This is a genomic window from Streptomyces sp. CNT360, assembly GCF_000424785.1.
The window spans coordinates 177883-191580 of record NZ_KE384245.1; the positions used below are offsets into that span (position 1 = coordinate 177883).

The following is a 13698-nucleotide window of genomic DNA, read 5'->3' on the forward strand; positions in this document are numbered from 1 at the left end:
TGGCTATCGTATTAGCGCCGAGTGGCCCCCCGACGGATTGGAGAGCGCCGTGAGCGCACTGTTCGAGCCCCTCACCCTGCGGTCGGTGACCGTGCCCAACCGGGTGTGGATGGCCCCGATGTGCCAGTACTCCGCCGCGCCGGAGGGCCCCGACCAGGGAGCGCCCACCGACTGGCACCTGGCCCACCTGGGTGCCCGGGCAGCGGGCGGACTCGGCCTGGCGCTCGCCGAGGCCACGGCGGTCACCCCCGAGGGCCGGATCAGCCCCTACGACCTGGGGCTGTGGAACGACCGCCAGGTGGCTGCCTTCGCCCGCGTCACCCGCTTCCTGAGCGAGCAGGGCACCGTCCCCGGCATCCAGTTGGCGCACGCCGGGCGCAAGGCCTCCACCGAGCGCACCTGGGTGGAGCGCGGGGCGCCGCTGGCGCCGGGCCACCACCACGGCTGGCAGCCGCTCGCACCCAGCCCGGTGCCGTTCGACGAGCGGCACACCACGCCCACCGAGCTGACCCGCGAGCAGATCGCCGCGCTGGTACGGCAGTTCGCCGAGGCCGCGCGCCGCGCGCACGCAGCCGGTTTCGAGGTCGTCGAGATCCACGGCGCGCACGGCTACCTGATCAACGAGTTCCTCTCCCCGTTCACCAACCGCCGCACCGACGAGTACGGCGGCTCCTTCGAGGGCCGCACCCGCTTCGCTCTGGAGGTCGTCGACGCGGTGCGCGCGGTGTGGCCCGACGACCTGCCGCTGTTCTTCCGCATCTCCGCCACCGACTGGCTGAGCGAGAACACCGAGGACGAGCGCGAGGGCTGGACCGGCGACGACACCGTCCGGTTCGCCAAGGAGCTGCTGGCCCGCGGCGTGGACCTGCTCGACACCTCCACCGGCGGCAACGCGCCCGACGCCCGCATCCAGGCCGCCCCCGGCTACCAGGTGCCGTTCGCCGAGCGTGTCAGGAAGGAGGCGGACCTCCCGGTGGGCGCCGTCGGCCTGATCACCGAGCCCCGCCAGGCCGAGGAGATCGTCTCCTCGGGCCAGGCGGACGCGGTACTGCTCGGCCGTGAGCTGCTGCGCCGCCCCTACTGGGCGAACGAGGCCGCGGCGGAGCTGGGCGCCGCGTCCCGGTACCCCGTCCAGTACCACCGGGCGGTCTGAGGATCTCCTTGACCGTCAGGTGACTGTCAGGCGGCGGACAGGTGCCGGTCCGCCGCCTCCACGGTCTGCGCCAGCAGCGTGGCGATCGTCATGGGCCCGACGCCGCCGGGCACCGGAGTGATCAGGCCCGCCCGCTCCTTGGCGGTCTCGAAGTCCACGTCGCCGACGTTGCCCGGGTTGGATCCGGCGTCGACCACGACCGCGCCCGGCTTGAGGTCGGCGCCGCCGATGAACCGCGGGCGCCCGACGGCGGCGATCACCACGTCGGCCTCACGCAGATGCCGGGACAGGTCCCGGGTGCGCGAGTGGCAGTACGTCACCGTCGCGTCCCGCGCCAGCAGCAGCATGCCCGCGGGCTTTCCCAGGATCGCGCTGCGCCCCACCACCACGGCGTGCCTGCCGGACAGTTCGACGCCGTACTCGTCCAGCAGCCGCATGATTCCGCCCGGTGTGCAGGAGACGAACCCCGGCAGCCCGAAGCTCATCGCGGCGAACGAGCTGAGCGTCACCCCGTCGACGTCCTTGCCCGGCGCGATCGCCTCGAACGCGGCCCGCTCGTCGAGGTGCGGGCCCACCGGATGCTGCAGGAGGATGCCGTGCACGCCGGGGTCTCGCGAGAGCGCCGTGATCTCGGCGACCAGCTCCCGCGTCCCGATCGTGGCGGGCAGCGGCACATGGCGGGAGGCGATGCCCGCCTTCGCGCACCGGTTGCGCTTCATCCTCACGTACTTCTCGGACGCCGGGTCGTCTCCGACCAGCACGGTGGCCAGGCAGGGTTGCGTGCCGGTCCGCTCGCGCAGCGCGGCGGCCCGTGCGGAGGTCTCCTCGACGAGGCGGGCAGCCAGGGCCTTGCCGTCCAACAGGCGGGCGGTCCCGGCGTCCTCGCCGGTGCGGGGTGTCCCGGCGTTGCCGGTCGTCGTCTCGGTCCGGGGCATACGGTGCTCCTGGGCGTCACGTAGGGAGTGCCCAGGCGCACGGCATGCACGACAGCGGCTGTGGGGCCGCTCCCCGGTGGTGCTCCACCTCGACGCGCCAGTCACGGCCCGCGACCAGCGTATCGGACCGTCCGCGCCCCGGGGCTGTGTGGTGCGGGCCCCCGGGGCGGCGGTGCGGAAGGTGGACCGCTCCCGGGGCAGCGGGGACGGTCCGGGGGCGGTCTCAGGGCAGTTGCCGGAGGAAGGCCACCAGGAAGAGCGCGGAGGCCAGGCACCCGAGCCCCACCGTGGGCAGCACCCAACCCGCCCGGCGCTCCCCGCGCAGCGGCGCCGTCACCCGGCGGTGCAGCGCCGCCAGCCCGTACAGCAGGACGACCGCCACGACGGCGGCGGGCAGGCTCACCGCGAAGTGCACGAGCCAGGCACCGGCCTTGCTGGGGCCGCCCCAGGAGGTGTCGTAGGGACCGTCGTCCACGAACCCGTACAGCACGCCGCGCGCCACGAACAGCAGCAGCAGTCCGACCAGCATCGTGGCCGGCACGCCCAGCAGCACGGTGAGGACGGCGTGCCCCGCCGACCGCGCCCTTCCCGGTGCCTGGTGACCTCGCCGCGGCGCGGCCCGCAGCGCCCGCGCCGCCCTGCCCCCTTGCCCGCCGAGAGCGGCGAGGAGCGCGTACAGCCCGACGGGCAGCAGGGCGGCACCCCCTGCCGCCCGGCGCCCGAACTGCCGTACCGAGGAGGGCCGATGAGTATGACGAACGGATTCCATGGACGGGGACGCTAGGGCGACGCAAGGGGCCGCGACGACAGACCACGGAGCCATCCGCCCCCCTACTCCGGTAGGGGGCCGGTCCGGAGGGGCCCGGATACCGCCTGGAAGCCTGTGCGCCGAAGGGAAGGAATATCCGCTCGACGTGGGGGCGCCCGTGACGGTGGACGAGTGCCGCAAAACGTACGCGAACAGCGAGGAGGGTCGCCATGGCGCAGCCGGTCGTGGTGGAGGTTCCGCAGTGGCAGGGCTCGTCGTCCCCGGCAGCGTGGCGGCTCCGCGACGGGTGCCGGTCCCTGGCCGGCCTGCTGCCGGTGACGCGCCGAATCCGCACGGAAGTGACCGACGCGGGCGCCCCGGACGGCACGTGGAGCGTCGGGGACGCGGGTGGTGGCGCCGGGACGGGCGGGGCGGACGGCCGGACGACGGACCGCGTGCGCGCCCTCGACGCCCTGACCGCCAACCTGGCAGCGGTGCGCGCCGCACTGGCCGACGCCGCTGCCCATGCCGACCCGCCCGGGGGAGCGGTCGGCGCGTGCGCGGGACGGACGGACACGTCCGCGCCCCCGGCCGAGGCGTGCGTCGGCCCGGCGGGCGGGTGCGTGAGCCTGGCGGACGCGTCCACGGACCCGGTCGGCCCCTCCACGGACCGGACAGGCGAAGCCGCGGGCCCGGCGGGCGCGTTCACGACTCCGGGCGAGGAGACGACGGACTCGCCGGACGTAGCCACGGGCCCAGGGAACGTGTGCGCGGGCCCGGCGGACACGCTGTCAGGACGAACGGACGCGGTGCTCCTCGTCACGGTGGGTGGGGACTGCGGGGTGGAACTCGCGCCTGTCGAGCGTGCGCACCAGCAGTACGGCGACCGGCTCGCGGTCGTGTGGTGCGACGCGCACGCCGACCTCAACACCCCTGGCTCCTCCCCTTCCGGGGCCTTTCACGGCATGGTGCTGCGCACCCTGCTGGGGGAGGGCCCCGAGCCACTGCGGTGCGCCGCACCGCTGGCGCCCGGGCAGGTCGTCCTGGCCGGGGTACGGTCCCTCGACGGCGCCGAGGAGCGGTACGTCGCCGAGCAGCGCGTCCGGCATCTCGGTGTCACGGAACCGGCCGACCCCGGTGCCCTCGTCGAGGCTGTCGCGGCGACGGGCGCGGAGGCGGTGTACGTCCACATCGACCTCGATGTGCTCGACCCGGGCGTCTTCTCCTCCGTGGGCGTTCCCGAGCCGCACGGACTGACCCCGCACCGCCTGGCCGACGCCGTACGGGCGCTCACGGAGCGCTTCACCGTCGCCGGCCTCGGCCTGACCGAACACCAGCCGGCCGAGGGCGCCGCCGAGCGCGCGGCCGGCACCCAGGTGCTCGGCGGCCTCGTCCGCACGCTGACCGACCTGGTGGCCGGCCCGCACCCCGAGGACGTCCGCCGCATCGAACGCCACGCCCTCGACGCCTGGCCCGCGCCACGGTGCTGCTCCGAGAACGGGTGGCTGCTGAGGCACATCCCCGGCATGCGGAGGCTGCGCTCCGGGAACACCGCACTGCCGCTGCCGCTCTCCCCGGGTGGTGACGAGAAGGACGGTGGCGGAGCCGAGGGCGCCACGGTGCGCACGGATGCCCTCGCCGAGGTCGAGGCCTTCTACGCGGGGCGCGGCCTGCCCGCCGCCGTCCAGGTCAGCCCCACCGCCCGGCACATCGCGCTGGACGAGCAACTGGCCGCGCGGGGCTATGTGCACGGCGAGGCGATCCAGGTGCTGACGGCCCCCACCGACGCGGTCGCCCGACCGCCTGGCCCGGCCGCCCGTCCCGCCGACGGATGGCGGATCGAGGTCGAGCGGTCGGTGACGCGGCACTGGCTGGAGGCGTTCGTCGCGCTCGACGGGAAGGAGGACGCGTGCGTCCTCCTTCCCGTCGAGGTCGTCTCCCGGATCAAGCTCCCCGTGGCCACCGTCACCGTGTGCGCCCCGGACCGGCGTACCGCCGGAGTCGGGCTGTTCGTCGGCGGTGACGAGCGGTGGGCGGGCGTCTACTGCATGGTCACCCACCCCGGCCTCCGGCGGCGGGGAACGGGTGCCGCCGTGCTGCGGGCCGGTGCCGGGTGGGCCGCCGGGCAGCACGTTCCCGGGCTCTGCCTCCAGGTCGGCGGAGCCGATGCGGGCGCCCGCGCCCTGTACGCCCGCGCGGGGTTCGGCCACGCCTACGGCTACCACTACCGCCTGCGGAAGATTCCACATGGTGGATCGGTGGCCGGCGCGTCAGCCACGCGCGTTACCGTCCGCTGATGCGCATCCTCAGCGTCAACGTCGGCTCCGGGCGACAGGCGGACTACACCGACGCTCCTTCCGGCGCCACCGGCATCGCCAAGGCCCCCGTGGAGCACCCCGTGCGTGTCTCGGCGCCGGGTGCCCCGGGTGTCGGGGCGAGCGGCGTGGCGGGCGACGCGGTGTGCGACCTGCGGTACCACGGGGGCGACGACAGGGCCGTCTACGCCTTCGCCCGCGAGGACCTCGACTCCTGGGAGCGGGAGCTGGGTTGCGCTCTTCCGCCCGGGGCGTTCGGTGAGAACCTCACCACCGTCGGCATCGACCTGCGCGAGACCCTGGTCGGGGAACGCTGGCGCATCGGCCCCGAACTGGTCCTGGAGGCGACCGGCGGCCGCATCCCCTGCCGCACCTTCGGCGGCTGGGTCGACGAGCAGGGCTGGACGAGCGGCAAGGGCTGGCTGCGCCGGTTCACCCTGGCGGGGTCGCCCGGCGCCATGTTCCGGGTCCTCCGCCCCGGCACCCTGCGGGCGGGTGACCCGGTCGACGTCCTCCACCGCCCCGACCACCCGGTGACGGTCGCCTCCCTCTTCCGGGCCGTCACCACCGAACGCAAGCGCCTCCCGGACGTGCTCGTCGCCGCCGCGTGGATGGAGCGGGAACAGCGCGAGATCGCGGAGAAGTACGCAGCCAAGTACGGCACCGGCGTGTGAGGAGGGGCCGGGCCGCTCGGATCCGCCGCCCCCGCACGGCCCCGGCCGGATGGGGGACAATGGACAGCCGCCCCTCTCGCCGACGCCCTCGAAGGACCCTCGGAGCATGACCCAGCCTGCACAGCCGCTCACCCTCGGACGGCACGTCGTCCAGCCACCCGTCGTGCTGGCGCCGATGGCCGGGATCACCAATGCGCCGTTCCGGACCCTGTGCCGGGAGTTCTCCGGCGGTCACGGGCTGTTCGTCAGCGAGATGATCACCACCCGGGCGCTGGTGGAGCGCAACGAGAAGACGATGCAGCTCGTCCACTTCGACGAGACGGAGAAGCCGCGCTCCATCCAGCTGTACGGCGTCGACCCGGTGACCGTCGGCAAGGCGGTACGGATGATCGCCGAAGAGGACATGGCCGACCACATCGACCTCAACTTCGGCTGCCCCGTCCCCAAGGTCACCCGCAAGGGCGGAGGTTCGGCGCTGCCGTACAAGCGGCCGCTGCTGCGCGCGATCCTGCGCGAGGCCGTCACCGGCGCGGGCGGGCTGCCGGTCACGATGAAGATGCGCAAGGGCATCGACGACGACCACCTGACCTACCTCGACGCGGGCCGCATCGCCGTCGAGGAGGGCATCACCGCCGTCGCCCTGCACGGCCGTACGGCCGCCCAGCACTACGGCGGCACCGCCGACTGGGAGGCGATCGCACGCCTGAAGGAGGCCGTGCCCGAGATCCCCGTGCTCGGCAACGGCGACATCTGGTCGGCCGACGACGCCGTCCGCATGATGCGGCGCACAGGCTGCGACGGTGTCGTGGTGGGCCGCGGCTGCCTGGGCCGCCCGTGGCTGTTCGCCGACCTGGTCGCCGCGCTCACCGGGGAGGGCCCGGCGCACTACGCCCGGCCCACCCTGCGCGAGGTCGCCGACGTGATGGTGCGCCACGCGCGCCTGCTGGGGGAGTGGCTCGGTGACGAGGAGCGCGGCGTCATCGACTTCCGTAAGCACGTCGCCTGGTACACCAAGGGCTTCTCGGTCGGCTCCGAGATGCGGCGCAAGCTGGCCGTCACCAGCACCCCGGAGGAGCTGCGCGCCCTGCTCGATACGCTGGACCTGAGCCAGGAGTGGCCGCAGGGCGCCGACGGGCCGCGCGGGCGCACCCACTCCCGCAACAAGGTCGTGCTCCCCGAGGGCTGGCTGGACGACCCCCAGGAGTGCGGCCCGGGCCTCGGCGCCGACGCGGAGCTGGACACCTCCGGCGGCTGACCGGCCCTCTTCCCCGGTACCGCGCTCACCCCCGCTCGGCCCGCATCCCTGCAGCCGCCGCCTCCAACCGCGCCGCGTACTGGTCGAGTCGGTCCCCCGCGAACGTGTCCGCTTCCCAGTCCCCGGGCCCGACCTCCCCGGGGCTCGCCCATGTGTACGCCCACACCCGGCCCGCGCCGGTATCCGGGGTGTCGTCCACCTCCAGGATGCGCAGCGCGTACGCGTCGTCCTCGAAGTCGTCCAGTACGCGCCACTCGCGACGGTCCAGCCCGGCCAGCAGCAGGCCGTGGGCCTGGGCGCCGGGAGCGGGAACGAGACCGGGGTAGGGCCTGGCCCGCAGGGCGGCGGTGCGCCAGCCGGTGGCGGTCGTCGGTGTGCCCGGTGGGACCCGGCCGAGGAGGGCAGTCAGGATCCGGCGGAAGCGGAGGGTGCCGTAGACGAAGAGGGCGTCGGAGCCGGGATCGACGGGTGCGAGGCGGGGCGGGAGTGGGGGCGGCGGGGTCTGGAGAGGGGGCATCGGGGCAATCTACGACCCCCGCGGCGGTGTCCGCATGGTGAGACGTTCACTCGAATGGCCGCGTGATTCGCGCCACGATGATAAAGGTGTCGCTCAGATGAGCGCTCACATGAGGGATGTAGATCTCCAAGGAGCAGGCCGGGGTTTTACCGGCCCTTGGTTCCGAGGTCGTACGCACTCCTCGCGCACCGTGCGCAAGAGGGTGCTCGGTGTGTCTCTCCGCCGTCATCCGTTCAGCTTCTGAATGGCACGGCCAATCAGCCTTACCGCACCCGCGCTTTCGATCTTTCGGCAGACGGGTGGTTACAGCCGTCTGACATGCCGCTGGACGTACTCGTGGGCCTTTGATCTGGGTACGCTCCCCGCCGTCAGGGCAACCGACCACGAGGAGCCGAGTCCGGTGCCGGTTCACGCGAAGAACACAAAGTCCGCGGTAGACGCGCAGCAGACCAAGTACGTCTACGACTTCAGTGAGGGCAACAAGGATCTCAAGGGCCTCCTCGGTGGCAAGGGAGCCAACCTGGCCGAGATGACCAACCTCGGCCTGCCCGTCCCTCCCGGCTTCACCATCACCACCGAGGCGTGCAAGGCCTACCTCGCCTCCGGCGAGGCCCCCACCGAGCTCAAGGACGAGGTCAGTGCCCATCTGAGCGCGCTCGAGGAGCGCATGGGCAAGAAGCTCGGCCAGGCCGACGACCCGCTGCTCGTCTCGGTGCGCTCCGGCGCCAAGTTCTCCATGCCCGGCATGATGGACACCGTCCTCAACATCGGCCTGTCCGACGCGTCGGTGCACGGGCTGAGCGCCCAGTCCGGCGACGAGCGCTTCGCCTGGGACTCCTACCGCCGCCTCATCCAGATGTTTGGCGACACCGTCCTCGGCATCCACGGCGAGCGCTTCGCCGAGACGCTGGAGGAGGCCAAGACCGCCCGCGGCGCCACCACCGACGTGGACCTGACGGCCGAGGACCTGAAGGAACTGGTCGCGAAGTTCAAGAACATCGTCTCCGAGGAGACAGGACGCGACTTCCCGCAGGACCCGCGCGAGCAGATGGACCTGGCCGTCCGCGCGGTCTTCGACTCGTGGAACGGTACCCGCGCCCGCCTCTACCGCCGCCAGGAGCGCATCCCGCACGACCTGGGCACCGCCGTCAACATCTGCTCGATGGTCTTCGGCAACCTCGGCCCCGACTCCGGCACCGGCGTCGCCTTCACCCGCGACCCCGCCAGCGGCCAGCAGGGCGTCTACGGCGACTACCTGCAGAACGCGCAGGGCGAGGACGTCGTCGCCGGCATCCGCAACACCGTGCCGCTCGCCGACCTCGAAGCGCTCGACAAGGCGTCGTACGACCAGCTCATGCAGATCATGGAGACCCTGGAGAACCACTACCGGGATCTGTGCGACATCGAGTTCACCATCGAACGCGGCAAGCTGTGGATGCTCCAGACCCGGGTGGGCAAGCGCACCGCGGCGGCCGCCTTCCGGATCGCCACCCAACTCGTCGACCAGGGCCTCATCGACGAGGCCGAGGCACTGCGCCGCGTCAACGGCAGCCAGCTCGCCCAGTTGATGTTCCCCCGCTTCGACTCGAACGGCGGGGTCAGGAACGCCGAGCAGCTCGGCTGGGGCATCGCCGCCTCGCCCGGCGCGGCCGTCGGCAAGGCCGTCTTCGACTCCTACACCGCCATCAAGTGGTCCCGGTCCGGCGAGAAGGTCATCCTCATCCGCCGCGAGACCAACCCCGACGACCTGGACGGCATGCTCGCCGCCGAGGGCATCCTCACCTCACGCGGCGGCAAGACCTCGCACGCCGCCGTCGTCGCCCGCGGCATGGGCAAGACCTGCGTGTGCGGCGCGGAGGAACTGGAGGTCGACACCAAGCGGCGCTGCCTCAAGGCCCCCGGCGGCAAGGTCGTCGAGGAGGGCGACGTCGTCTCCATCGACGGCTCCACCGGAAAGGTCTACGCGGGCGAGGTACCCGTCGTGCCCTCCCCGGTCGTCGAGTACTTCGAGGGCCGCATGCACGCCGGTGCCGACGACGCGGACGAGCTGGTCAAGGCCGTCCACCGGATCATGGCCTACGCCGACCGGGTACGCCGACTGCGGGTGCGGGCCAACGCCGACAACGCCGAGGACGCGGCCCGCGCCCGGCGGTTCGGCGCCCAGGGCATCGGCCTGTGCCGCACCGAGCACATGTTCCTCGGCGAGCGGCGTGAGCTGGTCGAGCGGCTCATCCTCGCCGACACCGAGGAGGAGCGGCAGCGGGCGCTGCACGCGCTGCTGCCGCTCCAACAGGGCGACTTCGTCGAGCTGTTCGAGTCGATGGACGGCCTCCCCGTGACGGTGCGGCTGCTCGACCCGCCGCTGCACGAGTTCCTGCCCGACATCACCGAGCTGTCGGTACGGGTCGCGCTGGCCGAGTCCCGCAAGGACGCCAACGAGAACGACCTGCGGCTCCTCCAGGCCGTCCACCGGCTGCACGAGCAGAACCCCATGCTGGGCCTGCGCGGCGTCCGACTCGGCCTGGTCATCCCCGGCCTGTTCACCATGCAGATCCGGGCCATCGCCGAGGCCGCGGCCGAGCGCAAGGCGGGCGGCGGCGACCCCCGTGCCGAGATCATGATCCCGCTCGTGGGCACCGTCCAGGAGCTCGAACTGGTCCGCGAGGAGGCGGAGGAGGTCATCGACGAGGTCGAAAGGGAACGCGGCGTCGACCTGGCGCTCACCCTCGGCACCATGATCGAGCTGCCCCGCGCCGCGCTGACGGCCGGCCAGATCGCCGAGTGCGCCGACTTCTTCTCCTTCGGCACCAACGACCTCACCCAGACCGTGTGGGCCTTCAGCCGGGACGACGTGGAGGCCAGCTTCTTCACCGCCTACCTGGAGAAGGGCATCTTCGGCGTCTCCCCGTTCGAGACCATCGACAAGGACGGCGTCGGCTCGCTGGTACGCAGCGCCGCGGAGGCGGGCCGGGCGACCCGGCCCGACCTCAAGCTCGGTGTCTGCGGCGAACACGGTGGCGATCCCGAGTCGGTGCACTTCTTCCACGAGGTCGGCCTCGACTACGTCTCCTGCTCGCCCTTCCGTATCCCGGTCGCCCGCCTCGAAGCCGGCCGCGCGGCAGCCCAGCAGGACTCCGCGGAGTAACCCGCTGCCTCCACACCTCCGGGGCCCGTCCGTTTCACACCCTCGCCACGGACAGGACCCGGATCCCGAGGAGGCGGCACCCGTGCGGGGGTGCCGCCTCCTTCATGTCCGCTGCACGACGGCGGCCCGCTGTCCAGCGGGACCCCTGTCCGACGGGCCCGCCGTTCAGCGCAGTTCGTCCAGGCCCAGGGCCTCGACCAGGTGGCGTTCGGGGCGGGCGCCGACGACCGAGCGGGCGGGCTCCCCGTCCCGGAAGAGGATCAGGGTGGGCATCGACAGGACGCCGTAGGCGGCCTGGGTGGCGGGGTTGCGGTCCACGTCCAGGGAGACGACCTTCACCAGGCCCTCGCGCTCGGCGGCGATCCGGGCCAGCACCGGGGCGACCATGCGGCAGGGCGGGCACCAGTCGGCGGTGAAGTCGACCAGCACCGGCACGTCGGAGTGCAGCACCTCCTCGCCGAACGTGTCGTCGGTGACCTCGGGCAGGTGGGTTGCTGTGGTGCTCATCGTGGTCCCTCCGGGGTGCGTGCGGTCGGCGGCGCGGCGGTCGGCGGGGTCAGCGCGCAGCGGGGCTCGGGGCCGTGCGGGGAGTCCGCTGCGGCCTCCACCTCCGCGCGGGCCAGCCGGGCGCCGACCTGATCCCGTACGGAGCGCAGTTCGGCGATGCAGGCGTCCAGTTCGGCCAGCTTGCGCCGGTAGACGTCCAGCGAGTCGGGGCAGGTGTCGCCCGCCGGGTGGCCCGCGCGCAGGCACTCCACGAAGGGCCGGGTCTCCTCCAGACCGAACCCGTGGTCCCGCAGCGTCCTGATCTGCCGCAGCACCGCGAGGTCGTCCTCACCGAACGTGCGGTGCCCGTGGGCGTCCCGCCGTACGGTCAGCAGCCCGCGCGCCTCGTAGTAGCGCAGCGTCCGTGTGGTCGTTCCCGCCCGCTCGGCCAGCTCTCCGATCCGCATCGGCCCGCCCTCCCCGTCCCTCGCACCTGTCGCTTCGTGCTGCCCGTGCGCGAACGCACACGCGCGCGGGCGTGTGCGCCGTTCCACCGCGCCGTGCCTGTGCGGTGCTCCGCACGCTAGGCGTTGACGCCGACGTCAACGCAACGGCGCCCACCGGACCGTCGCAGCGGTCACCGGGCCGGGGGCGCGCGGTTCTCGTGCCCTCCGTAGCGCCCTCACGCCGGGTGGTAGCGGCGTTCGGGGCGGCCCGTGGTGCCGTACCGGAGGGTGACCCGGGCGGTGCCGGTGGCGACGAAGTGCTCCAGGTAGCGCCGGGCGCTCACCCGGGAGAGCCCGCTGTGCTCGGCGCACTCGGACGCCGACAGTCCCGCTCCGGCGGGGCTCGCGTCGAGGGTGGCCCGCACCAGGGCCGAGGTCTGCTCGGTCAGCCCCTTGGGGAGCGGGTGCCGGCGGAGAGCCACGGCGGTGCGGGCAGCGCTGCCCGCTGTCGGGCCGCCGGGCGCGACAGGTGCGCCGGGCTCCGGCGGTTGACGCGGTACGCCGGTGCCGCCACCCGTGAAGACCCGGTCCAGTTCCTCCTGCCCCGGCGAGGTCAGCGCTTCGAACTCCCGTCGCTCGCGCGCGTACTGCGCCAGCCGGTCGGTCAGCAGCTTGCCCTCGAACGGTTTGACGACGTACTGGACGGCACCGCCGTGCCGCGCCGCCCGCACGCTGGCCGCGTCCCGTGCGGCGGTGATCACCAGGACGTCGGGGCCGCCACCGGGCGCACCGTCGCCCCGCAGCTGCCGCAGCACCTCCAGCCCGCTCACGTCCGGCAGGTACAGGTCCAGCAGCACCAGGTCCGGGTCCAGCCGGCGCACCAGGGACAGTGCTTCCGTCCCGCTGTGCGCCACCCCCGCCACCTCGTACCCGGGCACCCGGGCGACCAGCGTGCTGTGCAGCTTGGCCACCATGAAGTCGTCGTCGACGACCAGGACGCGGATCACGACAGCGCCCCGTAGGCGACCCCGGTCAGCCGCTCGGACGCCTCCCACAGCCGGGCGGCGGCCTCGTCGTTACGGGTCCAGGGAGCCCGCCAGGACGACGCGGGCGCACCGCGCCAGGACAGCAGCCGCGGTCCCGTGAACGAGTCGGCGCCGACGCCGGGTTCCGTCGCCGCGTACAGCGTCGGCAGGGCACCCGCGTCGGCCGACTGCGCGACCACCCTGTTGCCCAGCTCCATGACGCGCTCGGCCGCCTTGCTGCCCTCCATACGGGGACCGGCGGCCTGCAAATTGGTGGCCGCGTAACCGGGGTGCGCCGCCGCGGCCACCAGCGGGGTGTCGGCGAGCCGCCGGGCCAGCTCGTGGGTGAAGAGCAGATTGGCCGTCTTCGACCGGCCGTAGGCGACCCAGCGCTGGTACGAACGCTCGCTGTTGAGGTCGTCGATGTCGATGTTGGCCAGGAAGTGCAGGGCGCTGGAGACGGTGACGACCCGCGGGGCGGCGGATGCCAGCAGCCGGTCCAGCAGCAGCCCGGTGAGGGCGAAGTGCCCCAGGTGGTTGACGCCGAACTGCGTCTCGAAGCCGTCCGCCGTCCGACGGTACGGCAGCGCCATCACACCCGCGTTGTTGATCAGCAGGTCCACCCGCTCGTCGGGCAGCTCCTTGGCGAACGCGCTCACCGAAGCCAGGTCGCCCAGGTCGAGCAGGCGCAACTCGGTGCGCAGCCCCGCCTCGGGCAGCTCCCGCACCAGCCGGTCGTGCGCCTGCCGGCCGCGCTCCTCGTTCCGGCACGCGAGGACGACGCGGGCTCCGCGCCGCGCCAGTTCCCTGGCCGTCACGAGGCCGATACCGCTGTTGGCGCCGGTCACGACCGCGACGCGGCCGCTCTGGTCGGGGATGTTCCGCGCTGTCCAGCCCATCGCTCGCCCTGCTCCTCGCCTCGCTCGGCCCGCCGGGGACGGCCTCTCCCTGCGGAGGCTAGCGGCAGCTCCACCCGCGGTCGAGGTCGGCGGGACCGGC

At 73.3% G+C, this 13698-nt stretch carries 12 protein-coding genes and 1 riboswitch; of the genes, 5 read left to right on the top strand and 7 right to left on the bottom strand.

Features of this window, described 5'->3' with window-relative positions; genetic code table 11:
- Positions 1-49 precede the first annotated feature (49 nt).
- Entirely contained in the window at positions 50-1153 is a 1104-nt protein-coding gene (locus tag H297_RS0130090; protein ID WP_027740083.1) for an NADH:flavin oxidoreductase/NADH oxidase, read from the top strand.
- A gap of 26 nt (positions 1154-1179) precedes the next feature.
- Here H297_RS0130090 and H297_RS0130095 read toward each other — a convergent pair whose 3' ends face one another.
- Both H297_RS0130095 and H297_RS40595 read right to left on the bottom strand, forming a co-directional pair.
- Complete coding sequence (locus tag H297_RS0130095; protein WP_078514824.1) at positions 1180-2088, bottom strand: bifunctional 5,10-methylenetetrahydrofolate dehydrogenase/5,10-methenyltetrahydrofolate cyclohydrolase; 909 nt, start codon at positions 2086-2088, stop codon at positions 1180-1182.
- Between the two features lie 22 nt (positions 2089-2110).
- Positions 2111-2203: riboswitch (ZMP/ZTP riboswitch) on the bottom strand.
- Positions 2204-2311: 108 nt separating this feature from the next.
- A complete protein-coding gene (locus H297_RS40595; RefSeq protein ID WP_051352290.1) occupies positions 2312-2641 on the bottom strand; it encodes a hypothetical protein in 330 nt (109 codons plus the stop codon).
- 425 nt (positions 2642-3066) lie between these two features.
- On the opposite strand from H297_RS40595, the gene H297_RS44685 reads away from it, so the two are divergent.
- The 3 genes from H297_RS44685 (at position 3067) to dusB (ending at position 7080) form a co-directional block, all read left to right on the top strand.
- Entirely contained in the window at positions 3067-5133 is a 2067-nt protein-coding gene (locus H297_RS44685) for a GNAT family N-acetyltransferase (protein ID WP_051352291.1), read from the top strand.
- Positions 5133-5825 carry an MOSC domain-containing protein gene (locus tag H297_RS0130110; RefSeq protein ID WP_027740085.1) on the top strand — a complete coding sequence of 231 codons (693 nt, stop codon included), beginning with the start codon at positions 5133-5135 and terminating at the stop codon, positions 5823-5825. The genes H297_RS44685 and H297_RS0130110 overlap by 1 nt, the downstream gene beginning before the upstream one ends.
- A gap of 106 nt (positions 5826-5931) precedes the next feature.
- Complete coding sequence (dusB, locus tag H297_RS0130115) at positions 5932-7080, top strand: tRNA dihydrouridine synthase DusB (protein ID WP_027740086.1); 1149 nt, start codon at positions 5932-5934, stop codon at positions 7078-7080.
- Between the two features lie 25 nt (positions 7081-7105).
- Here dusB and H297_RS39210 read toward each other — a convergent pair whose 3' ends face one another.
- Positions 7106-7597: a gamma-glutamylcyclotransferase family protein gene (locus tag H297_RS39210; RefSeq protein WP_051352292.1), complete on the bottom strand. Its 492-nt coding sequence runs from the start codon at positions 7595-7597 to the stop codon at positions 7106-7108.
- 400 nt (positions 7598-7997) lie between these two features.
- Here H297_RS39210 and ppdK point away from each other — a divergent pair, with 400 nt between their 5' ends.
- Positions 7998-10742 (top strand): pyruvate, phosphate dikinase, encoded by a 2745-nt coding sequence (gene ppdK, locus H297_RS0130125; RefSeq protein WP_027740087.1) that lies wholly within the window; start codon positions 7998-8000, stop codon positions 10740-10742.
- A 165-nt stretch (positions 10743-10907) separates the two neighbouring features.
- On the opposite strand, the gene trxA is transcribed toward ppdK, so the two are convergent.
- From trxA to H297_RS0130145, 4 genes are all read right to left on the bottom strand, one after another.
- Entirely contained in the window at positions 10908-11249 is a 342-nt protein-coding gene (gene trxA, locus H297_RS0130130) for a thioredoxin (protein WP_027740088.1), read from the bottom strand.
- Positions 11246-11695: a MerR family transcriptional regulator gene (locus H297_RS0130135; protein WP_027740089.1), complete on the bottom strand. Its 450-nt coding sequence runs from the start codon at positions 11693-11695 to the stop codon at positions 11246-11248. The genes trxA and H297_RS0130135 overlap by 4 nt, the downstream gene beginning before the upstream one ends.
- Before the next feature lie 215 nt (positions 11696-11910).
- Positions 11911-12681, bottom strand: a complete 771-nt coding sequence (locus tag H297_RS0130140) for a response regulator (RefSeq protein WP_027740090.1) — start codon at positions 12679-12681, stop codon at positions 11911-11913.
- A complete protein-coding gene (locus H297_RS0130145; protein WP_027740091.1) occupies positions 12678-13598 on the bottom strand; it encodes an oxidoreductase in 921 nt (306 codons plus the stop codon). Before H297_RS0130145 ends, H297_RS0130140 begins: the two co-directional genes overlap by 4 nt.
- Between the last annotated feature and the right edge of the window lie 100 nt (positions 13599-13698).